The following is a 25,684-nucleotide window of genomic DNA, read 5'->3' as shown; positions in this document are numbered from 1 at the left end:
GTTATTTATAATGCTAATACTAGTATTAATAACCGTACCAGTATTTTGATTTTCCAATCATTATACTCCTCTATTACCACAACGATTTGCACCTCTCATAACATGGCCTTCGACAATGAGTTCAGCACCTAGCGCCGCCTCCCAAGGTTATGGCAAAAACAGACAATGGCTCGCCGAGCTTGAACTTAAGCTAGTACCAACAGCCAATAAAACCTATCTTAAGCAGCTGTCTTTTAGCGGGCCGCTGCGTATTCAACGTCCCTTTTATCCCGAAGGTGGTGTTTGTCATTTATACATCCTGCATCCACCCGGTGGCTTAGTATCTGGTGACCAATTAAAAATACAAGCTCACTGTGTAGCCGATAGCCAAAGCCTATTAACTACTCCTTCTGCAGGCAAAGTCTATGGGCGTGATAGTGATGGCGTCGCTCAAGGTCAGTCAGTAAAGTTAACTTTGCTGGACAATGCTGAATGTGAATGGCTGCCACAAGAGACTATCGTTTTTCGAGATGCCAATGCCCGCTTAGATACCCGGATTGAATTGTCTGCTAACGCACGGTTTATAGGTTGGGACTTAGTATGTCTGGGACGCCCAGCGGCTAAAGAAGTCTTTGATAAAGGCTCACTGAGCCAGCATATTTCCTTATGGCGTGATGGCCGTTTAGTACTCAATGAGCGCTTACAGCTAACTGCTGGTAGCAAAATGCAGCAGAGCCGAGTGGGGTTGGCAGATAACGTCGTATTTGGCACTTTGCTTGCCAGCGGATTTACTCTACAACCAGGCTTTGATGCTAGCCCTCAGTCTGATTTAATCAAAGCGTTACGCGCCTGCCTGTCTAAGCAAGTTTTTACTATCACTCAGCGCCTAGGGGTGCTGCTAGTACGCTATTTGGGCAATGATATGAACGAATGCCGTGATGGCATGTGGCAAGCTTGGGCGCTAATCCGACCTGTGCTACTCCAGCGCCCTGCTTGTATCCCCCGTATTTGGCTTACCTAATTTTACTGACTATATTTAGCTCATCTAAGGAACAACACCATGGAATTAAGCCCAAGAGAAAAAGATAAATTACTGTTATTCACCGCCGGTTTAGTAGCTGAGCGTAGGCTAGCTCGCGGGTTAAGGCTCAACTATCCTGAGTCGGTTGCTTATTTATCAGCCGCTTTGTTGGAAGGAGCACGCGATGGCCGTACGGTAGCTGAGCTTATGGGTAGTGGCCGTAACTGGCTGACACGCGAGCAAGTAATGGACGGGGTGGCAGAATTAATACCAGAGATACAAGTTGAAGCTACTTTCCCCGATGGTACTAAGCTAGTTACTTTGCATAACCCCATTCAATAATACTTGCTCTACTTGTTACTAACAGTATGCTAGAAAAACACATACTCATGGCACAAGGTCATAAATACTTTTTTAACCTAATCGTAGGTCTGATTAAATCCTATCTCCATTAATACTAAATCTTATTTAACACTAGGAACCGAGATGAAACCTGGAGAGCTACAGCTAGCCACTGGCGATATTGAATTAAATGCTGGTCGTGAAAAACGTACTTTGATAGTAGCTAATACTGGTGATAGACCAATACAGGTTGGCTCTCATTATCACTTTGCCGAAGTGAACCCAGCACTGCAATTAGATCGTGAGCTGGCCATGGGCTTCCGTCTAGACATTGCTGCTGGTACTGCCGTGCGTTTTGAGCCCGGTCAGCAGCGCAGCGTGACTTTAGTTGCCCTCGGAGGTTTGCGCCGAGTTTATGGATTTAGAGGCGATGTCATGGGCCCATTATCAACATTAGTAGGAGAAGACCATGTCTAAAATCAGTCGCAGCGCTTATGCAGAAATGTTCGGTCCTACTACTGGCGATAGAATTCGTCTAGCAGATACTCAACTATGGATTGAGATTGAGCACGATCATACTTGTTATGGTGACGAGGTTACTTTTGGCGGTGGCAAAGTTATACGTGATGGCATGGGTCAGAGCCAACTTGGTGATGCTGATACCGTCGACACTATTATTACTAATGTAGTGATTTTAGATCATTGGGGCATCGTCAAGGCTGATGTTGGTATCAAGAACGGTCGTATTAGCGCCATTGGTAAAGCGGGTAATCCTGATATTCAGGATGGCGTGACTATTAACATAGGTGCTTGTAGTGAAGTCATCGCTGGTGAAGGTAAAATACTGACGGCAGGTGGTGTTGATACTCATATTCATTACATCTGTCCACAGCAAATTGAAGAGGCCATCTGCTCAGGTATTACTACTATGGTTGGTGGCGGTACTGGGCCTGCAACAGGTAGTAAAGCAACGACTTGTACGCCTGGTGCTTGGCATATTGCCCGCATGCTACAAGCGACTGATCAGCTACCGATGAACTTTGGCTTTATGGGCAAAGGTAGTGCCAGTTTACCAGGGCCGTTACGCGAGCAGTTAGATGCGGGCGCTATGGGACTGAAGATTCATGAAGATTGGGGCGCAACCCCAGCGCTGATTGATTGCTGCTTATCGGTCGCTGAAGAGTACGATGTACAAATAGCTATTCATACTGATACTTTGAATGAATCAGGATTTGTCGATGATACTTTGGGGGCGTTTAAAGGCCGCACTATTCATACTTATCATACCGAAGGCGCAGGCGGTGGTCATGCACCGGATATTCTAAAGGCTTGCAGTCTTTCTAATGTGTTGCCCTCGTCCACTAATCCGACCCGACCTTACACTGTCAATACGGTAGACGAGCATTTAGATATGCTGATGGTCTGTCATCATTTAGACCCTAATATCCCTGAAGATGTGGCGTTTGCGGACTCTCGTATTCGTAAAGAAACCATTGCTGCCGAAGATATTTTGCAAGATTTAGGGGTTATCTCAATGATTTCCTCTGACAGCCAAGCGATGGGACGCGTTGGAGAAGTAGTGTGCCGTAGTTGGCAAACTGCTGATAAAATGTTCCAGCAGCGTGGTCTATTGCCGGAAGATGAAGCGCTTGGCTGCAATAACTTTCGTGCTAAACGTTATATAGCTAAATATACTATTAACCCTGCTATTACTCATGGTATTTCCCATGTAGTGGGTTCAGTAGAAGTCGGTAAGCTTGCAGACTTAGTATTATGGGATCCGGCTTTTTTCGGTATTAAACCTGCGTTACTGTTAAAAGGCGGTAGCATTGCTTACGCACCAATGGGTGATATTAACGGCTCTATTCCTACCCCGCAGCCAGTACATTATCGTCCGATGTTTGGCGCGCTTGGTCGTGCAGCCTCTGCAAGCAGTGTAACTTTTGTCAGTAAAGCGGCGCTTGAGCGGGATTTGGTCACTCAATTAGGATTGACTCGAGAGCTAGTAGCTTGTGTTAATACTCGCAATATTCAAAAGAAAGATATGATTCATAACGACGCCACTCCAAAGATAGAAGTTGATGCGCAAACTTATGAAGTACGCTGCGACGGCGAGCTATTAAGTTGCGAGCCAGCTGAAGTATTACCACTAGCTCAACTGTATATGTTGTTTTAAGACGCCCCACCTACTATGGAGAAAGAAGTGTTAAAAATAACTCAATATTTAGCTGATAACCAACAGCCAGCTGATGACTATATAACCTTAGCCTTTGAACAGCGCCAAAAAGGTCGCTTTAAAGCGGTGAGCGACCAAGGTATCGAGGTAGGAGTGTTTTTAGAGCGTGGTCAAGTACTAGCTCAGGATGATCGCTTGCAAGCAGAAGATGGTCGTGTCTTCGCAGTAGTCGCTCAACCGGAGTCAGTAGTGACTGCTTATGCCGATGATTGGCCAAGCTTTGCACGTGCTTGCTACCATTTAGGGAATCGACACGTGACTTTGCAGTTAGGCGATTGCTGGCTACGCTTTCAACCAGATCACGTCTTAGAACATTTGGCTGAACATTTAGGCTTACGTTTAGAAGTAGGCGCCGCCCCTTTCCATCCTGAGGCTGGCGCTTATCATGGTCAACACAATCATGACAGTCATGAACCGGGCCATCATGAACATTAATAGTCCAACTAGTGTGCAAGCTAATGCTGTGCAAACTGGTGCTACACAGATCGACGCTAGTCAATTACTGGCGCTGTTACACTTATCCAGCCCTGCCCTACCTATAGGTGGTTTTGCTTACTCTAGTGGCTTAGAGTCGGCCATTGAGCTGGGCTGGGTGACTAATGAGGCCGAGCTTGAGAGTTGGCTTGATGGCATGTTACAAGCAATGGCCCATCTGGATATTCCAGTGCTATTGCGCTTGTGCGCTGCTAGGATCAACAATGATGCTCAGCAAATAGTGTACTGGAATGATTTTTTGCGAGCCAATCGTGAAACTTATGAGTTACTATTTGAAGATGATCAGCAAGCGCTAGCGTTAGTACGCTTATTGCAAGGTCAGCAGCTAGAAGTAGACTCTCTACCTGAAGAGCCTGCTTTTATGAGCGTCTATAGCTTGGCTGCGCAACATTTTGGTCTCAGCGCCCATTGGGCAGCAGTAGGGTATTTGTGGAGTTGGCTTGAGAACCAGTTAACTGTAGCTAGCAAAACTATACCTTTAGGTCAGACAGCGGCACAGCGACTATTAGTGTTACTAAAGCCAATATTATTAGCACACTTTGCAGTAGCGACTACTCTTACTGATGAGCAGCTTGGCTGGAGCCTACCTGGGCAAGTACACGCCAGCTGCTTACACGAGAGCCAATATTCGCGTTTATTTCGCAGCTAATAGCACTGATACTGAACTAGTTTAAAATCGACTGATATTGTCGCTAACGTACCTTGAAAATTCTTTTAAAATCACTCTATCTGGAGCAAATAATGACAACTCAATGTTTACGAGTCGGTGTAGGTGGTCCAGTAGGATCAGGCAAAACAGCTTTACTACGCCAGCTATGCTTAGCGTTACGCAACCATTATGATTTAGCAGTAGTCACCAACGATATCTATACTAAAGAAGATGCTGAGTTTTTACTACGTCATCAAGCTCTAAGTGAAGATCGTATCTTAGGTGTGGAGACTGGTGGATGTCCGCATACGGCTATTCGCGAAGATGCTTCTATGAACTTAGCCGCCATCGACACTTTGCAAGAGCGTCATCCCAATCTAGAGTTAGTGTTTGTAGAGAGTGGTGGTGATAATCTATCGGCAACTTTTAGCCCAGAACTATCAGATCTGACTTTATATGTGATCGATGTCTGCGCTGGTGATAAAATCCCACGTAAAGGTGGTCCCGGTATCACTAAGTCTGACTTATTGATCATTAATAAAACCGATTTAGCCCCTATGGTCAATGCTTCGTTAGAAGTTATGGATAGAGATGCTAAGCGCATGCGTGGCGAGCGTCCTTTTGTATTTAGCAACTTAGTGCGCGGTGATGGAGTCGCTGAAATCATCAACTTTATTCAGCGCGAAGGTATGCTTAGACCCTTACCAGCTGACTTCTCAGTAGAAGTGACTAGTGTGGCCAGCAATGAACAATTGGCTTAGTAAAAATACAATACCTGTTTGACCAGCAAAAATAACTCTAGGAATAAATTATGAACAAAAATAAAATCGGTCAAACCGTGTTACTGATGTTAGTTACACTAGCGCCTTCAGTAGCCTTGGCTCATCCCGGACACGATACCTCAGGTATGCTCGCAGGCATTACTCATCCTTTATTAGGCTGGGATCACTTATTAGCCATGGTGGCGGTAGGTATGTTAGCGGTGATGGGCCGTAGTAAACCGGCATGGCAACTGCCGTTAGCGTTTGTGAGCTTTATGCTAATTGGCGCGCTATTCGGTATCAATGGCATGGCTATTCCAGCCGTTGAGAACGGCATTCTACTATCCTTAGTAGTGCTAGGTGGCCTACTAGCAGTTGGACGCAGCAGTTCGCTATTGCTGCTAACGGTATGCTGTGCACTGTTTGGTACCTTACATGGTAATGCACATGGTATTGAATTAGCTGCAGGTCATGGCGCAATCAGCTATATTGTAGGCTTTATGCTCTCTACTATCGCCCTGCATACTGTCGGTTACTTAGTGGCGAGCAAGTGGCAAACCATAGCTTTGAGAGTCACTGGTGTTGCTATCGCAAGCATTGGCTTAGTAGCTATGCTAAGTGCCATGGCTTAAAGGCTAGCGGTTAAGTGTTAAGATAAGCGATTAATAAAAATACTCCAACTCTACGGAGTATTTTTTTATCTGTTATTTGCTAATTTAAATCGTTATGCTTTTTTAAGTTTGTGCTAATTAATACAAAAACTCTCCCTACGCAGTTGAGGATTATTGTGCTCAGAGTTCCTGATATTTATTCAATAATATAAGTTTGAGTCGTTGTTTCGTTGTTAGGTGAGGTAACCAATATTTCCAAAGAGTCACCGGCTTCACACTCCTGCAACCTGTAAGTATTGATCGTACCGATGTTATTACCAAGCTTACCAACAGCCATATTATCAGGTACTACTTTAACGCCTCCAATTAACTCTATAGCACAGCTGCCACTACCAACTCCAGCAGTTTTATCTATTATCGTTGCTGAAATAGTCGTTTCAGAAGGCATTGGGTTTAAATCGTAAAAGCCACCACTATTTAAATTAGTGAGTATGCCACTCAAAGGATTGCTCGCTATATCACTAACCTTAAATGATACCGTTGCCTGTACACCTGATGGTAATAGCGACGTTCCCATCGTTAGTACGCTGAGCGTCACATTAGTTGCTTGTACAGAAAAATCTAAATTGTCAGCAGCAGTATTGCCTTTATAGCTTGCATTCGCTGAAATAGTATAAGCGCCTGAAACGTTAGGTGCATTGGGTTTTAGGAAAATACGAGCTTTACCTTCACTATTTGTTAGAGTATAACCAGAGGTTGTTTGGGACAAAGCAACACCCTCAGCATCAATTGAAAAGCTAACCTTAGCATCAAAAAATGGACTTTTGTTTGTATATTTTACTTCTATTTTGTAGTAAGCGCCGTCGAGACTGACAGTAGTAATTGCGTTACCGTCAGCATCAAGCAATTTACTTTTATTAATATTGACCGCTTCAACAGCCTGCTGTTCTTCACTATTGTTATTACCACTACTTGCCTACCCACCACTCTCGCTACCATCAAACGGAAGAGCGATTGAATCTACTCCATCCCCACTACAACCTGCTAGAGCTGAGGCTAATTTAGCATTGTGAATTGAAGCAACTTAGAAGCTAGCGGACTATAGAGCATATTTTTGAACTCCAAATTAGCAAAATTTTGCCAAAAAATAAGGCGGATTGCTGGGTAATTTTATATAAACATCAGATAATCAACTTACTATCCTCAACACAGAATTTGTTAATACATTGTATTGTATTTCTAATAACGACCTTACTGAATTTTTGTTTTTTTATAACTAAAAGTTTACTCTTTGCATGAGCAATCAATAACATTACTCTATGGATTCAAGGTATAATAAGCACTTAGTAGGTTAGCGTTTACTATAAAATAATTTGAATTTTTATTGATTATATGGTATAAATGTCGCCTTTAAAATTTTCTGAATTGGTTACCTTGTCATTTGCCTTTAGATGGCAGAAAATCAGCTCAACCTTCATATAGTTTTGTTTGGTGCAATGTGCCTCTTGCTGTGTCCATGCCGCAAATTTGTGCAACTTGCCCAGACTGGTATGAGAATATCTCATACCTAATAGATTAGGAGTTCACCATGTCTAAAGTTTGTCAAGTGACTGGAAAGCGCCCTATGGTGGGTAATAATGTTTCGCACGCAAACAACAAAACCCGTCGTCGCTTTCTACCAAACCTGCATAACCATCGTTTTTGGGTAGAGTCTGAGAATCGTTTCATACGTCTACGTATATCTACTAAAGGTATGCGCATCGTTGATAAACTTGGTATTGATAAAGTGCTAGCAGATTTGCGTGCAAAAGGTCAAAAAGTTTAAGCCGAGCGCTTCACTATTCAAAGGAAAGTTGTTATGAGAGATAAAATTAAGTTGGTATCAACTGCCGGTACTGGTTACTACTACACCACTACTAAAAACAAACGCACTATGCCTGGCAAAATGGAAATGAAGAAATTCGATCCAAAAATTCGTCAGCACGTGTTATTTAAAGAAGCAAAAATTAAATAGTAATCATTAATTTTAATTAACGACTATTATTAGACGCATAAAAAAGGGTTTATCAATTGATAAACCCTTTTTTATTGGCTACGGTTTTAACTAGACCAGTTAACTATAGTGGCTAGGCTCTTTATCATAGACATGAGCATGCCAGTGACTCATTTGCTTTTGCATAATTACTTGAATAGCCGCATGGATCATATGCTGACCTATAGCTTGCGTATCACTGCCTAATAGATCTTTTAATTTATCAGAAAAATCTATAGTCATTAAAGGTTCTTCATCTTTTTCAGTGTCGCGCAATAATAAAGTACCATTTTCAGCTTCGACTAGCTCAAGAGTAGTCTCTTTGGCAAAGCCAGAAAATTGATCAGCACTATCGTTATCTAATTCTATCTCATTATCAATATCGTATGGCATTTGGCCTCTTCCTCATTATCCCGTCTTATACTAGCTAGCCTGACAATCACTCACTCTAATCACCTGATAGCAATGCGGGTAAAATAGTTCTCAACCCATACAATGGACGCTTTTCCCTTAAATTTCAAGGGCAACCAACTAAGCCTTGTATGAGTTTTAGGATTAATTTGGCAAAATAAAGTTTTTACAGCAATTACTTTAACGCCAATAGCGCAGTTTACCTATGGTAAATAGTAAAGCAACAAACATACCCATATAGTAAGTCATTTTTAACTGAAAAGTAGGATCGCGATACTTCATAGGTAGCGCAACTACAGTAGTCGCTAAAGGTAGTATCAGCAGCATCAGCAGCCAGTTCTCAATCACATTAAGCCAGCCTTGTAAACCCGTACCGTTACGCAGCGACGCTAACCCTAATAAGAGACAAGCAACAATAAGACTAGTGAATAAGACGTTGGGCAACTCTTTGGGATAAATAATATTAGCAATACGGGTTGGCATGATTTGCATACGAGTGTCCAGTCATAATAAGACTCATGACTTATTTATAAAATTAATAAAATAAGAGTGGCTATTCAATAACGAATTATTGCTTAAGCCTTCTCTGTAATGGCTACTATTATCTAACAATTAATATAAGGCCGTTAACTATAAGTGCCCATCAACCATAATAACGAGATACAAGAAGTTAAGTATCCTAAACTTATTGCATTCCAGCCTTGAATATTAGTACCTTTGATTTTGTTAAAAATACGCGATCCAATCCAAAAAAGTAAGGGAATACCGATAATAAATGCCGGTACTAACGTCGCTGCATGACGCAGAACTTCTGCCGTATCATGACCGGCTATCATACGCGCGCCATAACCCGCTAAGCTTAGTATCAAGGCAAGTACTGCCATACCAATAGTAATACCCTTAGGGACGATGCTAGGCACCTTAGGGTGCTGATTTGACTTAGGTCGCTCAGCTTGAGGCGTGACAGTATTATGAGCATGCTCAGCTGCTGCTGAACGGGAAATTACGTTCTGTGTGTCCATAAATCACCTCTGTTGACATTACAATCAGTATATAGCTCTTTAATGGTGTCAAATGCTGATAAAGCAAGTTACCCCTATTACAGCCTCTTAGTTAAAACTACTAAATTAAAGCTACTAAATTGAAAACACCTAATTAAAACCTTTAGCCGTTATTCACTGCCGCAAGCTCTGCACGCATAGCGCTGATAGCTACAGCATAATCATCTTGATTGAAAATAGCCGAACCTGCGACGAACATGTCAGCACCTGCCTCAGCGATAGCACGAATGTTATTAGCCTTGATACCACCGTCTACCTCAAGTCTAATGTCGCGACCACTAGCATCAATAAGCTGACGCACGTCACGCACCTTATTTAAGGTACTCTCAATAAAGGATTGACCACCAAAGCCTGGATTAACGCTCATCAATAAAATCTGATCAACTTTATCCATAACATAGTCTAAATAATGTAATGGTGTGGCCGGATTTAATACTAAGCCACATTTTGCGCCACCGTCTTTGATCAACTGTAGCGACCGGTCAATATGAGCGCTAGCTTCTGGGTGAAAAGTAATAACGCTTGCCCCTGCTGCTAAGAACTGTTCAATCATGCCATCGACAGGCGACACCATTAAATGCACATCAATCGGGGCATCAATACCGTAATCACGTAAAGCGCTACAAATCATACTGCCGAAAGTCAAGTTGGGCACATAATGATTGTCCATGACATCGAAGTGAATAACATCAGCGCCAGCTTTTAACACCTTCTCCACTTCCTCACCTAAACGGGCAAAGTCAGCAGATAAGATCGAAGGAGCGATTAAGTATTGCTTAGCGGGGAAAATCATAATGAGCTACCTAGTTACGGTGATTTATTAAATATTGTTTATTATAAGCCATTTATTAACCGTATTTTTTTAGCAATTGCCTATTCAACGGTGCTGCTTAACAGCTGATTTTAAAAGCTATCGGTTAACCACTACTTGCCAACCAACATATCAGCTAAAAATACTGCGCAGATTTTAGCGCTGCTTGTATTGAGTTTTACAATAAGCTCGGCCCACTTCAAAGCCTCGCTTGGCTTGGTGCTTAGTAGCGCGCCCGGTTACTCGCTCTCGCCATAAGCGAAAAGAAGACGGCTTTAACTCTTGACGCATCAGTTTGATTACTGCATCTTCGTTTAAGCCATAGCTATGCTCGATGGCTGAAAACGGGGTTCTATCTTCCCAAGCCATTTCTATTATTCGTGAGAGATGCGACTCATCGAGATTTTCGATATCTACCGCAGTAACTGGTTCTGATGTTGCCTCATTTGAGACAGTAGATCCTGTAGCCTCAGTTTCGCTAAGGCGCTGCTTCTGTTGCAACGCCTTATTCATATCAGCTTGCATAAGCGCCAGTGCAGATTTAGCGCCATTGTGCTCAGAAGACGGCTGTTGCAAGACTCTCTCATCTATTAATAAATTTTGCGCATCAGTGATAATGTCATCGGTCATAAATAGCTCCCTTTTGAGTATTTATTTAACTAATAATATCGGTATTGGCAATGAATAATCGACTATCTATTGTTGGGCAAGTCTGCCGCTTTACAATGATGATCAATGTGATCATCCATAACGCTTTGAATAAAGTAGTAACTGTGATCATGTCCAGCCTGATAACGTAAAGTTAGGGGCTGTTTGGCTTTTTCACAAGCTTGCTGCAATTTAGTAGGTTGCAGTTGTCCTTGCGCCAAAAAATTATCAGCAGCGCCTTGATCAACCAGAATAGTTGAGTATTGCTGACCGACAGTTTCGATAGTATGAGAGGCATCAAACTGCTGCCAAAGTGCTTTATCTTCACCAAAATATTCTGTGAAAGCCGCTTGGCCCCATGCTGACTCACTGGCCGCACAAACTGGTGACAACGCTGATACGCTGGCAAACTTGCTAGGGAATTTAAAGCCCAATAATAGAGCGCCGTGACCACCCATAGAGTGACCCATAATACCTATACTACTGATAGCGAATTCTGCACGGATCAAGTCATATAGTTCATCAACGATATAACTTTGCATGTTGAAGTTTTCTGCCCAAGGCGAACAACTAGCATCGACATAGTAGCTGGCTCCTTGTCCGACAAAATAACGCTCATCGTTAGGAACTTCATTTTCAGCACTAGTATTTTTGGCACTAGTATTTTTAGTACTAGTATTAGGCGAACTACGTGGCGAAGTATCAGGGGCAATAAATATCATGCCCAGCTCACTGCATTTTTTTTGAAAGTGCGCTTTATGAGTGACATTATCCGCATTACAGGTTAACCCTGAAAGATACATAATCGCTGGGCAGCTTTGACCTGTTAAAGCTTTATCAGGGAGATAAATACTAAAAGTCATCGAGGTTTTGGTAGCTGATGACTGATGGCTATAATAGTGCTGCTCCCCATCAAAACAGCGATTAGCGCTTTCTTTGGTCAACTGAGTATTAGCAGGTAAGCTATGAGCATAATAATTATTTATCATTAAAATTCCCTTTGGTAGTCCTCAAGTGGTAGTTCTCAAGTGATAGTCATCGAGTAGAAACTTGATTCTGGTTAGTCTAGACGCTTAATAGGCGCTAGATTATTATTAGGATAGCTATTTGCTACTAGTTAGATTTAATACTAGCCAGATTAGCAGCGATAGGCTCTTATTATACGAACTTTACTAAAGCTATCCGTTGGTTTTCTATAGCACTTTGTTAGGGGCTAGTTGCTCCGGTGGCAATAGGAGGCGAGATAGTGAAAGATTTGTTATCAATAGCGCCATTGTCAGCACTAATGCTAGACACCGAAGGGCGAGACTTATCGAACAAGACTTGCTCAAAAGCTGGTAACGCTGTTTGCATCAAACTACCGATAACCATTTGTGGCTCAGAGGGCTCAAAGCCCATAAATTTTTCACGCTCACTAACTCGTAAACTAGCATCTTTAAAGGCCGTCTCAAAGCTAGTATTCTCACGCAAACTCTCAGCAAAAAATGCTTGACCAAAATAAGTCATCTCAGCACTGTTAGTACAACCAAATGACATTTTATCAGCGGCTGAGGCGGTAATAACTACTGTAGTTGGTGAAGTTAAATCATCAATGAATGAGCCTGAATAACAAGCAGAGACCACGATTACTCGCCAGCGAATACCGGAAGCATCTAGAGCCTCTCGTAGCCAAGCAGCGTCTAAATTGTCCATCTCTAATGGTGGGTTGGATAACTGCACAATATCCTGATCCCCATGAGAAGATAAGGTTAAAAATAGTACGTCTTCATCAGCATTCATCTGCTGACCTATTCTTTTTAACCCCTGCAATATGCTAGTTTTGCTAGCTATTGGCTCATCAAGCCAGCTGTAACTATTATTAATTAAAGACAGCGAGCGACCGCTAGTGCCGAAACGCACATCGAAGAGCTCACGCACTTTATTAATTTCGGAACGAAAAACGTTTTGTTCGGAGAAGCCCGCGACACCCATAAAGTACCAATCACTCGCTCCTGGTACACTAGAATCGATACCATTTAGGGCTTGTTGTAATAAGCGCGGCTGCTCATAAAGGGCAGCCTCTTCTAATACTGGCTGCACTGGAATCTGCTTAAAGATAGGCTGGTCGGCCACGTTATTTTGCCAGATCGTCAGTAGGGCAACGGCACCTACCAGTACAATGATACGTTCCCACCAAGGCATACGTAGACGACGAGCAAATATCCATAATAGCGCTAGCGTTTGCCAGAGGAATAAGATTAAAAATAGTATAGGTAAAAAAGAATAACTCCAATCTGGCAACCAGCCTTGACTACCAATAAACTGCACGATACTTTGTAGCAGCGCTGATAGAGTATCAGCCACCAACCATAGCACTACCGGCACGAACAACATGCCTTGATTGCTCGTACGCCGTGCAAGAATGATGCCGCCTAATAAGATAATAGTCGGCCAAATTAAATAGCTGACTAGCCCTTGCTCATTAAAAACACTGCCATTCTCAGCGGCTAACCATGAGAACAGCACGTTACTGCCTAAGGCTAATGAAGCAAACAGGGCAAACTGCATAAAAGTCGGCTTTACCCAAGAAAAGGCACGAGTCGATCCTACTAACATCCAAAGCGTGGCGATAATATTAGCAGCGAAATTAAGCGAAAAGCGCTGAAGAGAAATGGTTTTTAGCGATGAAATTGACAAAGACTTTGACCTCTAAGCAGTCAAGAAAAATAAAGAGATGGCGAATAATGAATATTATAACTGAATTGAGTAATTTATCCTGCCAATCTAACACAGATGTAACAGACTGTGAGTTAAGACTACAACAATAATTTGTAAAATGGCACAAAAAAGAGGCCTTAATACTAAGACCTCTCCATTAATGCAACTGTACTACTTTAACGGCACTACTCGTAGTAAATAACGGCGAGCAATGACTAAATAACTAGTAAGAATTAACGCATCAAAAGCTCATTAACTCTTTTAAGATAAGCGGCTGGATCTTCTAACTGTCCCCCATCAGCCAATAACGCTTGATCAAAGATCACTTGCGCTAGCTTATCAAAGTCAGCATCAACATGCTCGCTAGACTCAAGCTTTTTGATCAATGGATGATCAGGATTGACTTCAAGCGTTGGCTTGCTCTCTGGCACTTCTTGACCCATTTGCTTGAGCATCTGAATCATCTGTGGTGACAGCTCGCCTTCACCTACTACTAAACAGGCGGGACTATCTACTAAGCGAGTAGAAACTTTAACGTCTTTAGCACGTTCACCTAGCGCTTTTTTTAACTTATCAATAACCGGTTTTAAAGTCTCTTGTGCTTTTTGCGCTTCAGCCTTTTCTTCTTCATCTTGTAAATCGCCTAAATCAACTGCACCTTTGGCGATATTTTGTAGCGGCGTCTCATCAAATGAGGTCAAGAAGTTCATTGCCCACTCATCAACCCGACTAGTCATCAAAATAACTTCAATATTTTTCTTTTTGAACAGCTCAAGTTGTGGGCTATTTTTAGCCGCTGCTAGACTATCAGCCGTTATATAATAAATGACTTTTTGACCCTCTTTCATTCGGCCTTTGTAGTCTTCAAAGCTAGTCGTTACGCTGTCTTGAGTGCTAGTTGAATAACGGAGCAATTTGGCAATACGTTCTTGATTGCCCATGTCCTCGCCGAGACCTTCTTTGATAACGTCACCGAACTCAGTATAGAATTGGGCGAACTTCTGTTGCTTTTCGCTGTCTTCGCTATTGGCCAAACTTGCTAACGTAGTAAGGATACGACGCGCATTACCATCACGAATTGATTTCACATCGCGTGACTCTTGTAGTAATTCACGACTGACGTTCAGCGGCAAATCTGCTGAATCAATTACCCCTTTTACAAAGCGCAGATACATCGGTAGCAGCTGCTCCGCATCATCCATAATAAACACGCGCTTCACATACAGCTTAAGACCATGCTGCTGCTCACGAGTATATAAATCTACTGGTGCGGTCTTAGGAATGTATAACAGCTGAGTATACTGGACACGGCCTTCAACACGGTTATGAGTCCAAGTTAATGGCGCATCCATGTCATAAGTAATGTTTTTATAGAAGTCGACATACTCTTCATCTTCGATTTCTGCTGCTGAGCGAGTCCATAAAGCGCTGGCTTTGTTGATAGTTTCCCACTCATCAGTAAGCACCATCTCGCCACCAGCTGGGGTGTCACTGTCTTCTTCGCTATCGACTACATCTTCTTGCCAAACTTCTTTACGCATCTGAATCGGTAGACTGATATGATCAGAGTACTTATTGACCAAACTCTTAATTTTGCTACGGTCTAAATAACTGTCTTCACCTTCAGAATACTCTGGTTTGAGGTGCAAAGTAATAGTAGTACCGCGGGTCGCTTTGTTGATAGGCTCAACAGTGAACATACCCGTACCATCAGATATCCAGCGTACGCCTTTGTCAGCAGAATCGCCCGCTTTGCGTGATTCGACACTGATAGTATCAGCGACGATAAAACCTGAATAAAAGCCAACTCCAAACTGACCAATCAACTGGCCTTCTTGTTTTTGTGATTCAGACAGTTTGTCTAAAAACGCTTTAGTACCTGATTTAGCAATAGTTCCTAAGTTCTCAATAGCGTCAGCTTCATTCATACCAATACCGTTATCGATAAGGGTAATAGTCTTCGCCTCTTCATCGATCACAATACGAATACGCAATTCGCCATCATCTTCATACAAACTATCATCATTAGTTGCTTCAAAACGCAATTTATCACAAGCGTCAGAGGCATTAGAGACTAGCTCACGGACAAAGATATCTGCATTAGAATAGAGAGAATGAGTCACTAAATGTAGTAATTGAGCCACTTCAGCTTCAAAGCTATGTTTTTTTAATTCTGGGCTCTGACTGGTGGTATTTGCCTGATCAGTGCTCGCTTGATCAGTGCTTTGGCTATCCATTTCTTTTCCATCAACATTTTGGTTATCAGCTTGTTCACTCATAAAAACTCCTTTAATTTTGATTAGAACTTATTATTAAATTAAGCCCACTGCTAATAATAGCTTAGCTTAACTTTAAATACCGCTAGACTGTTTATAAAGTAAGGGCACGGCAAAATATTTCAAGCCACGCCGCTCATTTAATAGTTTTTTTACTGATTTGCGGAGTTTTTACCCCTATCAAGCAGCTTTTGTTTTTATTAAGTGGCTTGTATTCAACTGCCTTGAATAAACAGCCTGCAGGCAAATTAAACTGGCAACGGACGGATAGTGAGGATTTGTTCGCTACGGCCAAAGGGCCCATGGACATCATGAAGCACAGCACTAGTGATACCGATACCGTCAATGCCGTACTGCTGCACGGCCTCAATACCTAGCCAGCGGCCTTTAGGCAGACGATGCATATGAATTTGTAAATCAGTATTAGGAAACATCCACGCTGAGTCGTTCAATCCTAGACCTGCTCTAGGCACTACGCCATTAGCAGTATCGACCATACCTAAGATATGCACTAAGTCAGAAGTCGTCACTCCCGCTATCATCTCTACATTATTGGTCATCCATACCATGCCACGGCCCGGACGACGCTCTGGCTCTGAAACTAAGCGCAAGGTTTTGATAAAGCCACCCGGCCATTTGTGCATCTCCTGCCACTCTGCTAGCTCATCAGGCTGATGCAACGCCTGCTGATCCTCAAGACCTGCAATACTACTAGTGTCTTGGGTTATCAGTCGCCAAGCACGCGCAATGATGCAATCGCGACCACGGCTGCTTAATACCGCTTCTATTAGCTCAATAGTCCTACCAGGACGAATGCAGCGAGTAGTAATAGTCGAGTCATCTAAAGGGATTTGACCCAATATATCAAGGCTAATACGGGCAATACGCATATTAGCTTGGACTGCAAACTCACTAAGCTCATGGGTGAGCAATCCCGTTGCCGATGACATGTGCTGATCGTCCGGATTCCAAGTACCTTGAGTATGCTCAGTAGGATGGTAGTGAGCTAGACTGCTGCCATCTGCTTGCCACTCACGATTAATAAGATGATAATACGCGCTCATAATAGGCCTATATTTTATTTTGTTTTATATTCAGTTTTACTCACTAAGCTGCTGTTTTCTTGACTTGAGAATGTCACGACTCTTAGCGATAAGAAATAGTAAAAAGATCATAAGTACAATTAATACAGCAGAGAACACACTTTTATCTCTGATAAAATATAAGCTATTTAGGCCTAATAAAAATAGCACTAGCACAATAACCAACAAGTTTATTTTCAGTTGCTTGTTAATGTCATGAATACTAGCTTCTGCCAATACAAATTTAGATTTTTGCTTTTCCATATTATTTTCTCTTTGACAGCCCATCTCAAAAAGCATTTATATTGCTTACTTAGCTACTTCCCTTTACTTACCGACCTCAGTCACCGGAATACGTAAGGCTTTGGGTAAGCTGAAAATCACATTTTCTTCTATACCTGCCAGCTCATGTGGTAGCTCTCCACCCCAATCCTGCAGCTGTTGTAGTACCTCTTGGATGAGTACCTCTGGGGCGGAAGCGCCCGCTGTGACCCCAACTTTTTTGATGCCATCGAACCAGTCAGACTTGATTTCATTAGCATTATCGATCAGATAAGCTTGGCAACCCATACGTTCCGCCAGTTCACGTAAACGATTTGAGTTTGATGAATTCGGTGAGCCTACTACTAATACCACTTCACAGCGGCTGGCTAAGTCTTTTACTGCATCTTGACGATTTTGGGTGGCGTAGCAAATATCATCTTTGCGTGGGCCTTGAATATTAGGAAATTTATCACGTAAAGCATCAATGACACGAGCAGTGTCATCCATAGACAGAGTTGTTTGGGTGACAAAGGCTAAACGATCGGCATCTTGCACCATTAATTTTCGCACATCGCTTTCGTTTTCGACTAAATGAATCTGTCCCCCATAACCACGGTTGAAGCGCCCCATAGTACCTTCTACTTCAGGGTGTCCAGCATGGCCAATCAGTACTGCATCCATGCCATCCTGAGCGAACTTAGCCACTTCGATATGTACTTTTGTTACTAGAGGACAAGTAGCATCGAATACCGTGAGATCACGGCGTTTAGCCTCATCCTCAACAGCTTTAGATACCCCATGAGCTGAGAAAATAACGATAGAGCCATCAGGTACTTCATGCAGCTCTTCAACGAATACTGCACCACGATTGGCTAAGTCCGAAACTACAAACTTGTTATGGACCACTTCATGGCGCACATAAATGGGCGGCTCAAAACGTGTTAACGCTTGATTAACAATCGCAATAGCGCGATCAACACCAGCACAAAACCCACGTGGATTGGCAAGATAAATTTGCATAAGGTGGCCTATCGTTAGATAATTTAAATAAAAAAGTAATGAATATAAATAATGTCCCTACTTTAGCATAATTTACTTTTATTACCTTTTAAAATACTATCGTCTCAGTCGTCTTTAGACGGTATTGAGCTAGCAATAGATTACCACCGAGCTACCACCATGTAATCACTACTAAAGGCCACTTAGTTAACCGCATTATTAGGACGACCTTTCTAAGCCCAAGCTTGATTGTTGATAATATTTATTATTCCTTATCTTTTACTATTAGGACACTTTTGTATGACAGGTTCGTTGTTTATTATTACTGCCGCTTCTGGCACTGGCAAGACTTCACTAGTCAAGCAGCTGTTAGCTACTACCAATGACTTAACCGTTAGTATCTCGCACACTACTCGTGCCCCGCGGCCAGGCGAGATTGACGGCCAACATTATCACTTCACTGACGTTGATACTTTTACTACTGCTATTACTGAAAATAACTTTTTGGAGCATGCTGAAGTTTTTGGCAACTACTACGGCACCTCCGAGCAAAGCGTTCGCGCTCAGCTACAAGCAGGCGTTGACGTCATTTTGGAGATTGACTGGCAAGGGGCCTTACAAGTCAAAAAAGTCTTCCCCGATGCCAGAATGATTTTTATTCTGCCACCGAGTCTTGCTACGTTACGCCAACGTCTCTCCACTCGCGGTCAAGACAGTGTGGAAGTGATAGAACAACGCCTTAGCGGTGCAGTCACTGAGATGCAGCAGCATATTCATTTTGATTTTGTCATTATTAATGATAATTTTGAGGTAGCGTTAACTGAGCTCAAAGCTATTATTGTCGCTGACAGACAGACGCTCAAACGTCAACAGCGCCGTCATCAGCGTACTATCACTACTTTACTCGCCAATAATAATAAAGAACTTGCTAATAGTACTGAAGATGGCCTGAACAGCGATGATAGAGCGGCAAAATAGCAATAACTGTGAGTTTAGCTTGCGATCAAATATTAACTAAAAAGCTACTACGCCCTTGAGTGAAAAAATGCTATAATGATTGGTTGTTTCAACAATAAATTTTTATATTTGTTTTTTTATAATTTAAACAAAATATTTATTACTACGTTTATCATAATGCGTGAACTATTCGGCGCTGATAAAAAAACATGAGGTAGCTATCTATGGCACGAGTAACGATTGAAGATTGTTTAGATAATGTTGATAATCGCTTTGAGTTGGTTTTAGTTGCTAGCAAACGCGCGCGTCAACTGGCTAAAGGTATTGCTGAACCAATGGTTAGTGTTGATAATGACAAACCTACTGTATTAGCGCTACGCGAGATTGCTGCTGGCAAAATCACTCGTGATATTCTTAATCAGCCTGAGCATAATTTTGTAACTAGCTCTTTAGACTTAGCTTTGTCAGGTGATCACAGTTTCTAAGATTTAAAACTTGTTCAGTAATAACAACTTGAACCGCTTAGAGCTCGTTATCAACGTACAAATCAAAAACCACAGTCTGATACTGTGGTTTTTGCCGTTCATAGGCAGTTGTTTGGTTTTTTGCCTACTGTGCTTAGTATATTTTTAGCTTAAAAATTATTCTGGCCGCCTTTTTAATAGCTCTCAAGCAACTATTTAGAGAAAAATAGCGAGAACTACTGTTAATAAGCAGCTAAAAAATACCTTGTAATTTTTGTCAAGTCTATACGCTTAACAGTTGACATTTACTGTAATTTAATATTAATTAGAGGGTGATTAGGAGTTCCTTACCCCTACCTATTAAAACCTTAGTTATTGTAAAACTATAATCAACTTTGCCCTTACATTTTGATGTGATAAACCCTAACTATCTATCATATAAGCCACAAACAATAGGATAGCCACTTTATGAGCCAAACTTTACCTAAACTCAGTCATTACATGGTTGATGAAGCTCAATATAGTCTGCTGCGTTCCGTCAGTTATCTGACAGCTGATGAACGTCGTGATGTAATTGACGCTTGCGGGTTTGGTGATGTCGCCCATATAAAAGATAAGCGTAAATCCGGTGAGCCTTATATCACTCATCCTATAGCCGTTGCTGAGATATTGGCAGGTTTTCGCTTAGATCGCGATACTATTATCGCCGCTATTTTGCATGACACAGTAGAAGATACTGAAGTTAGCGACGATCAGCTTGAGCAACGTTATGGTAAAGTCGTCGCTCGTCTGGTCGATGGGGTGACTAAATTAAAGTCATCTAGCCATAACAAGCAACAAAACAAAGCGGCAACTTTTCATAAAATACTGACAGCGACGCTCAACGATCCGAGAGTTTTGATTATAAAGCTTGCTGATCGCTTGCATAATATGTCTACCCTTGATGCCGTTCGTCCCGAAAAGCAACGAGCTACCGCTCAGGAAACTTTAGACTTCTATGTGCCTTTTGCCCGCCTTATGGGCATCAACGATATTGCTGACTATATCGAAGTGCTCTGTTATCGTAATCTTGATTCGGACATGTATAACAAGCTATCGGATAAGCTTTTACAGTACGGACTTGGCCGTAACTTTCAAAAAGAAGCCATCCATCGTTATTTAATTATAGTACTTAGTAGTTTAGGGCTTAGCGGACACGTGAAGATATTAGATAATCGAGTCACTATGTATCGACAGTTCTTCCGTAATCGTGGTGAAATCAACTCTCTATTACGTCAGTATTCTTTTGAAATTGTATTAGATACTGTCGAAGCTTGTGACAAGTTAGCTTATTACTTAATCAAAAAATATCAAATCTCTGATGATAATATCGAAGACAATATTCGCCGTCCACTGCCGGGTGGCAATCAGTCGCTTACCCTCATCTACGAACGTGATAATGACTGTATTAAAGCCACTATTATGACCAAAAAGATGCAGTATGCTTCAAGGCTTGGGGTTATCGGTGCTAAGCACGCTTCTGATATTAGCCAGTCAGTAATCCAAGCCTCACTGCGTAATATGAAGGACTTGATTAATGAGGACTCGTTAGATGATAACAGTCCTGATTTTTCAGCAGCGGTTTCTACTATTAATGAGCTGATGGATTACCTGCATTCGAGCAAGATCCTCTGCTACAGTCCGCAAGGTCGTGCTTATGAATTGCCTCAAGGAGCGACTGCACTTGATTTTGCTTATGCGGTAGGTCCTATGGTTGGTAACGTGGCAGTAGGTGCCAATATAGATGGTAAGCATGCTAAATTAGGTACCATAGTTACTAATGGCCAAACTGTGGAGATAGAAGTTGATAAAAATTCTGAGCCTAAAGCTGAATGGCTAGGATTTGTGTCGACTAACAAGGCTCGTCAGCAGATATTGCGCTGGTTTAAAGACTTGTCAGCAGAAGATAAACTACGTCATGGTCAACAAGCACTAGATCGGGCCTTGAAAACCTATCAAAAAAGTCTTGAGGATTTAAGCGATGGTGATTGGAAAAACTTACTTGAATGGCGTGGGTTGGCCGAAAAAAGTGAGCTATTTGAGCAGATTAGTTTTGGAACTTTGTTGCCACAGCTGGTAGTATCTCGTCTGTTCAATGATGATCTGAGTAGCATGCATACGGAAGATAGTAATGAGCCGATGGTCCAACCACAACAGCTAATTGCCAATGCTGCCGGAGTAGAGCTTGACTTTGCCAATTGCTGTCATCCGATTTATGGCGATCCTATCGTTGGTCATTTATCTCGACATGGCTTAGTAGCCCATCGACATAAGTGCTTTTCGCTAGATGAAATTCGTAAAGATAACCCTTATCAAGTCATTCAATTGCGCTGGCGCGATGACAAAGCCGTGAAGCAAAGCGAGTCTGAAGAATATGGAGGCAAAATACGTTTTCCTGCCTTCCTAAAGCTATCGATCGTACTAAACGATGAGCAAATTAGCGAAGTTATTTATCATCTGCGCCAGCTCAATATAGGTGTAGAAACAGTTGATGTCCGTAACAGCGATACTATCTTACAAATCGTGGTGCGTAGTCGCAGTCACTTGGCGCAAGGTATTCGCGAATTGCGCTCATTGTTAGGCTTCCCTAATATTATGCGCCTATATCAGTTATAATTTTTAGTCGGAGTTTTCTTTTTAACTACCTAGGCTAAGTTAAAGCTAAGCTTGATTTTAAAAAAACAGAAAACGACTTCAGCAGCAGTACTGTACTCATAAACAACACTCAAACCAATAAAGCTGACTAACTACAATCCATCAAGTTGGGATAGTCTAAAAAATATGACTTGTTATTGCTAAGCGCATAGCAAGTCCGAAATCCCTCATTAGCAATTTATGCTATCGATATATAACAAGGATATATTATGAGCCGTCAAACCATTCAAACGGACAAAGCCCCTGCCGCTGTTGGTACTTACTCACAAGCTATCAAAGTCGACAATACTGTCTATATCTCAGGACAGCTCGGTTTTGATCCGCAGACTATGGAGCTAAAAAATGGCTTTGAAGCGCAAGCTAAGCAAGTTTTTGAGAATATCAAAGCGATTTGTGAAGCAGCTGGCGGCACTATCAACGACGTGGTTAAATTCAATGTCTCTTTGACCGACCTGAATGATTTTGCCGCTTTAAACGAAGTGTTTATGGCCAATTTAAGTGAGCCTTATCCTGCCCGTGCAGCCGTTCAAGTCGCAGCCCTTCCTAAAGGTGGCGTGGTCGAGATTGAGTCTATTATGTATATTGCATAAATCAGAGCTCAAATACAGTCAAGATACAGCAAGTAATAACTAGGCCCAAAGCGCTGTTGTAAAAAACGGCTATTTGGGCTTAGTGGCTATTTAGCGATTATTTTTCTTTAATTTTATAAGGCTGAGAGCATTTTCATGTTGCTACAAGTTGCTCTACCAGTTCCTCTCTATCGGGTATTTGATTATAGCTCAGCAGACAGTAACAGGACACAAGGTCGAGCTTTACCTGCTATCGGTAGCCGTGTAGAAGTACCTTTTGGACGACAAACCTTAATCGGTGTGGTCATCAACTATATTGCTAAAGATCAAAGTTCAGTCCCCACACATAAGCTAAAACCTATCACTCGCTGTTTAGATGATGAACCGATTCTAAACGAGCGAATGCTGGCTTTAGCCTCTTGGCTGGCACGCTATTATCATTATCCTTTAGGCGATACATTATCAGTGATGCTACCGAGTTTGATCAGGCAAGGTAAGCCGCTAGATCTACTCATCACCCATTGGCGCATACTTCCTAATATCAATGACGATGACTTTCATGCCAATGCAAAAAAACAAAAGCAACAGTTTGATATGCTTAAATTGCATGGTAAGCGTGGCGCTAGTGAAGAGGTATTATTACTAGAGGGCATGCAACGCGCTTTTTTAAAAACCCTAGAAGAAAAAAACCTTGTAGAGCGTTATATCGAAACTAAAGCCGCCCCGCCAGCGGTCAGCTTAGCCAAAATGCCCTTGGATTTAAACCCGGAACAGCAGCAAGCAGTTACCGCCATAGTCGAAGCTCATAAAGCCAACACTTATACTGGATTTTTACTCAACGGTATTACGGGTAGCGGTAAAACTGAAGTCTATTTGCAGGCTATGCAAGCCGTGCTAGAAGCAGGCAAGCAAGTGCTTATTTTGGTGCCAGAGATTGGCCTTACCCCCCAAACACGAGCGCGTTTTGCTAGTCGTTTTGCCGCTCAAATCATATTATTACATTCAGGGATGAGCAATACCTATCGTATGCAGGGCTGGCAGGATTGCCGTACTGGTCATGCACAGATTATCATCGGTACTCGCTCAGCTGTGCTTTATCCTTTTGCTAATTTAGGGCTGATAGTCGTCGATGAAGCCCATGATGTCTCCTATAAGCAGCAAGATACTTTACGCTATCATGCCGCTGACGTGGCTCTATATCGTGGTTTTCAAGACAAAATCCCAGTGGTATTAGGCACAGCGACCCCTACTCTTGAACACCTAAAGCTCATCAATGAGCATAAACTCACTGAGTATCAGTTGCGCACTCGTCCTGGCAATGCTAAGCCTGCTACTATGCAGCTGATCGATGCGCGCTTACAAAGCACTCATCAACAAGCTCAAGATGATGGCGCCCGTTATGATACCGGTTTAACTGATGTACTGATTGGCGCTATCAAACAAACCTTAGAAGCTGGCGATCAAGTATTGATATTTTTAAACCGCCGTGGTTACGCCCCTGTATTATTGTGTGAAGCTTGTGGTTGGCAAGCGGACTGTCCACGATGCGATGCCCATCTGACTGTCCATTATAATAGCTCATCGCAAAGCAGCTCCTACAACAGTAGCTATTTAAAATGTCACCATTGTGATTGGCAAGCTTATATTCCAACTACTTGTCCTGATTGCGCCAGTCAAAACTTAGATGCTCGAGGTATGGGTACTACAAGGCTCAGCGAAAACCTACATGCTATTTTTGCCAATCCGCAAACCAGTAAACAGCTATACCCTATCATTCAGATTGACCGTGATACTACACGCCGTAAAGACAGCTGGGAGAATATTTACCAGCGCATCAATCAAGGCAAGCCTGCCATTTTAGTTGGCACTCAGATGGTCGCTAAAGGTCATCATTTCCCTAACGTCACGCTGGTTTGTTTGCCTAATGCCGATAGAGGGTTTTTGTCCGCCGACTTTCGCTCACCTGAACATACTGCCCAGCTGATGATTCAAGTCGCTGGGCGTGCTGGGCGTGGTGACAAAGCTGGCCGTGTGCTGATTCAAACCCTGCAACCTGAAAACGAGCTATTGCTAAAGCTAGTCAAAGATGGCTACTTATTGTTCGCACGCCAGCTGCTACAAGAGCGCAAGGTGATGGGATTGCCGCCTTATAGTCATGCAGCGCTTATTCGCTGTGAGGCCAAGACGCTAGCGGCTACCATACAGGCGCTAAAGGATGCTATTGCTAACTTGCCTGCCAACCATAAACTGGCAGTACTAGGCCCTATTGATGCTCCAATGAGCAAAAAGAACAGCTTATATCACTCGCAATTATTACTGTTAGCCAAAGATCGCCAGCAGTTGCATCACATATTGAACTTATGGTGGCAACCAGTACTAGCATTACCTAGCACTAAATACCTTAAACTCACTTTAGATATCGATCCGGTCGGTTGGTAGCTTATAGCTTATTTATCCGTTATCCGTTATCCGTTATCCGTTATCCGTTATCCGTTATCCGTTATCCGTTATCCGTTATCCGTTATCCGTTATAGGCTGCACTTTCTATCGGCGCTAACCACACTAAATCCCATCAGTCTTTACTTGCTTATTACAGCTTAGTAATAATAAATATGCTAAATTTCT

Annotated in this window: 27 protein-coding genes; 15 read left to right on the top strand and 12 right to left on the bottom strand. The window is 42.3% G+C overall.

Features of this window, described 5'->3' with window-relative positions:
• Positions 1-115: 115 nt before the first annotated feature.
• The 8 genes from KPY62_RS11240 (at position 116) to KPY62_RS11205 (ending at position 6,115) form a co-directional block, all read left to right on the top strand.
• Positions 116-1,000 carry an urease accessory protein UreD gene (locus tag KPY62_RS11240; RefSeq protein WP_216582052.1) on the top strand — a complete coding sequence of 295 codons (885 nt, stop codon included), beginning with the start codon at positions 116-118 and terminating at the stop codon, positions 998-1,000.
• Positions 1,001-1,039: 39 nt separating this feature from the next.
• Positions 1,040-1,342: an urease subunit gamma gene (locus KPY62_RS11235; RefSeq protein WP_216582050.1), complete on the top strand. Its 303-nt coding sequence runs from the start codon at positions 1,040-1,042 to the stop codon at positions 1,340-1,342.
• Between the two features lie 144 nt (positions 1,343-1,486).
• Positions 1,487-1,819, top strand: coding sequence for an urease subunit beta (locus KPY62_RS11230; RefSeq protein ID WP_201623855.1), 333 nt, complete (start codon positions 1,487-1,489; stop codon positions 1,817-1,819).
• Positions 1,812-3,518, top strand: a complete 1,707-nt coding sequence (ureC, locus tag KPY62_RS11225; protein WP_216582049.1) for an urease subunit alpha — start codon at positions 1,812-1,814, stop codon at positions 3,516-3,518. The genes KPY62_RS11230 and ureC overlap by 8 nt, the downstream gene beginning before the upstream one ends.
• Before the next feature lie 27 nt (positions 3,519-3,545).
• A complete protein-coding gene (gene ureE, locus KPY62_RS11220; protein ID WP_216582048.1) occupies positions 3,546-4,013 on the top strand; it encodes an urease accessory protein UreE in 468 nt (155 codons plus the stop codon).
• Entirely contained in the window at positions 3,979-4,722 is a 744-nt protein-coding gene (locus KPY62_RS11215; protein WP_228730674.1) for an urease accessory protein UreF, read from the top strand. Before ureE ends, KPY62_RS11215 begins: the two co-directional genes overlap by 35 nt.
• A 92-nt stretch (positions 4,723-4,814) precedes the next feature.
• Positions 4,815-5,483, top strand: coding sequence for an urease accessory protein UreG (gene ureG, locus KPY62_RS11210; protein ID WP_201623861.1), 669 nt, complete (start codon positions 4,815-4,817; stop codon positions 5,481-5,483).
• Positions 5,484-5,533: 50 nt separating this feature from the next.
• A complete protein-coding gene (locus KPY62_RS11205) occupies positions 5,534-6,115 on the top strand; it encodes a HupE/UreJ family protein (RefSeq protein WP_216582047.1) in 582 nt (193 codons plus the stop codon).
• A 175-nt stretch (positions 6,116-6,290) separates the two neighbouring features.
• On the opposite strand, the gene KPY62_RS11200 is transcribed toward KPY62_RS11205, so the two are convergent.
• Entirely contained in the window at positions 6,291-7,001 is a 711-nt protein-coding gene (locus KPY62_RS11200) for a hypothetical protein (protein ID WP_216582046.1), read from the bottom strand.
• Positions 7,002-7,682: 681 nt separating this feature from the next.
• Here KPY62_RS11200 and rpmB point away from each other — a divergent pair.
• Positions 7,683-7,919, top strand: a complete 237-nt coding sequence (gene rpmB / locus KPY62_RS11195; RefSeq protein ID WP_201623866.1) for a 50S ribosomal protein L28 — start codon at positions 7,683-7,685, stop codon at positions 7,917-7,919.
• Positions 7,920-7,952: 33 nt separating this feature from the next.
• Positions 7,953-8,108 carry a 50S ribosomal protein L33 gene (rpmG, locus tag KPY62_RS11190; RefSeq protein ID WP_062533708.1) on the top strand — a complete coding sequence of 52 codons (156 nt, stop codon included), beginning with the start codon at positions 7,953-7,955 and terminating at the stop codon, positions 8,106-8,108.
• Positions 8,109-8,207: 99 nt separating this feature from the next.
• Here rpmG and KPY62_RS11185 read toward each other — a convergent pair whose 3' ends face one another.
• The 11 genes from KPY62_RS11185 to ispH all read right to left on the bottom strand — a co-directional run bounded on the left by KPY62_RS11185 (position 8,208) and on the right by ispH (position 18,396).
• Positions 8,208-8,519, bottom strand: a complete 312-nt coding sequence (locus KPY62_RS11185) for a hypothetical protein (RefSeq protein ID WP_201623868.1) — start codon at positions 8,517-8,519, stop codon at positions 8,208-8,210.
• Between the two features lie 198 nt (positions 8,520-8,717).
• A complete protein-coding gene (locus tag KPY62_RS11180) occupies positions 8,718-9,029 on the bottom strand; it encodes a hypothetical protein (protein ID WP_216582045.1) in 312 nt (103 codons plus the stop codon).
• 134 nt (positions 9,030-9,163) lie between these two features.
• Entirely contained in the window at positions 9,164-9,559 is a 396-nt protein-coding gene (locus KPY62_RS11175) for a hypothetical protein (RefSeq protein ID WP_228730673.1), read from the bottom strand.
• Between the two features lie 142 nt (positions 9,560-9,701).
• Positions 9,702-10,391: a ribulose-phosphate 3-epimerase gene (gene rpe, locus KPY62_RS11170; protein ID WP_216582044.1), complete on the bottom strand. Its 690-nt coding sequence runs from the start codon at positions 10,389-10,391 to the stop codon at positions 9,702-9,704.
• A gap of 174 nt (positions 10,392-10,565) precedes the next feature.
• On the bottom strand, positions 10,566-10,820 hold the full coding sequence (locus KPY62_RS14035; RefSeq protein ID WP_227677309.1) for a TIGR03643 family protein: 255 nt from the start codon (positions 10,818-10,820) through the stop codon (positions 10,566-10,568).
• Between the two features lie 281 nt (positions 10,821-11,101).
• Complete coding sequence (gene fghA, locus KPY62_RS11160; RefSeq protein WP_216583353.1) at positions 11,102-12,043, bottom strand: S-formylglutathione hydrolase; 942 nt, start codon at positions 12,041-12,043, stop codon at positions 11,102-11,104.
• Between the two features lie 220 nt (positions 12,044-12,263).
• Complete coding sequence (locus KPY62_RS11155; RefSeq protein ID WP_216582043.1) at positions 12,264-13,733, bottom strand: C13 family peptidase; 1,470 nt, start codon at positions 13,731-13,733, stop codon at positions 12,264-12,266.
• Positions 13,734-13,987: 254 nt separating this feature from the next.
• Positions 13,988-15,991, bottom strand: coding sequence for a molecular chaperone HtpG (gene htpG, locus KPY62_RS11150; RefSeq protein WP_216583351.1), 2,004 nt, complete (start codon positions 15,989-15,991; stop codon positions 13,988-13,990).
• A 287-nt stretch (positions 15,992-16,278) separates the two neighbouring features.
• Positions 16,279-17,094 carry a thioesterase family protein gene (locus KPY62_RS11145; RefSeq protein WP_216582042.1) on the bottom strand — a complete coding sequence of 272 codons (816 nt, stop codon included), beginning with the start codon at positions 17,092-17,094 and terminating at the stop codon, positions 16,279-16,281.
• Between the two features lie 36 nt (positions 17,095-17,130).
• Positions 17,131-17,376: a hypothetical protein gene (locus tag KPY62_RS11140; RefSeq protein WP_216582041.1), complete on the bottom strand. Its 246-nt coding sequence runs from the start codon at positions 17,374-17,376 to the stop codon at positions 17,131-17,133.
• A gap of 63 nt (positions 17,377-17,439) precedes the next feature.
• Positions 17,440-18,396: a 4-hydroxy-3-methylbut-2-enyl diphosphate reductase gene (ispH, locus tag KPY62_RS11135; protein WP_216582040.1), complete on the bottom strand. Its 957-nt coding sequence runs from the start codon at positions 18,394-18,396 to the stop codon at positions 17,440-17,442.
• A 279-nt stretch (positions 18,397-18,675) separates the two neighbouring features.
• Here ispH and gmk point away from each other — a divergent pair, with 279 nt between their 5' ends.
• From gmk to KPY62_RS11110, 5 genes are all read left to right on the top strand, one after another.
• Complete coding sequence (gene gmk / locus KPY62_RS11130) at positions 18,676-19,353, top strand: guanylate kinase (RefSeq protein WP_216582039.1); 678 nt, start codon at positions 18,676-18,678, stop codon at positions 19,351-19,353.
• Positions 19,354-19,556: 203 nt separating this feature from the next.
• The gene (rpoZ, locus tag KPY62_RS11125; RefSeq protein ID WP_216582038.1) at positions 19,557-19,817 is read left to right on the top strand and encodes a DNA-directed RNA polymerase subunit omega; all 261 of its coding nucleotides are present in this window, start codon (positions 19,557-19,559) and stop codon (positions 19,815-19,817) included.
• Between the two features lie 447 nt (positions 19,818-20,264).
• Entirely contained in the window at positions 20,265-22,451 is a 2,187-nt protein-coding gene (locus tag KPY62_RS11120) for a RelA/SpoT family protein (protein WP_216582037.1), read from the top strand.
• A 248-nt stretch (positions 22,452-22,699) separates the two neighbouring features.
• Complete coding sequence (locus tag KPY62_RS11115; RefSeq protein ID WP_216582036.1) at positions 22,700-23,080, top strand: RidA family protein; 381 nt, start codon at positions 22,700-22,702, stop codon at positions 23,078-23,080.
• A gap of 135 nt (positions 23,081-23,215) precedes the next feature.
• Positions 23,216-25,498, top strand: a complete 2,283-nt coding sequence (locus tag KPY62_RS11110) for a primosomal protein N' (RefSeq protein ID WP_216582035.1) — start codon at positions 23,216-23,218, stop codon at positions 25,496-25,498.
• Positions 25,499-25,684: the final 186 nt, after the last annotated feature.

It is taken from the genome of Psychrobacter sp. TAE2020, from assembly GCF_018919485.1.
Classification (GTDB): domain Bacteria; phylum Pseudomonadota; class Gammaproteobacteria; order Pseudomonadales; family Moraxellaceae; genus Psychrobacter.
The sequence above is the reverse complement of the archived record's forward strand: the minus strand, read 5'-3'. Positions and strand labels throughout refer to the sequence as shown.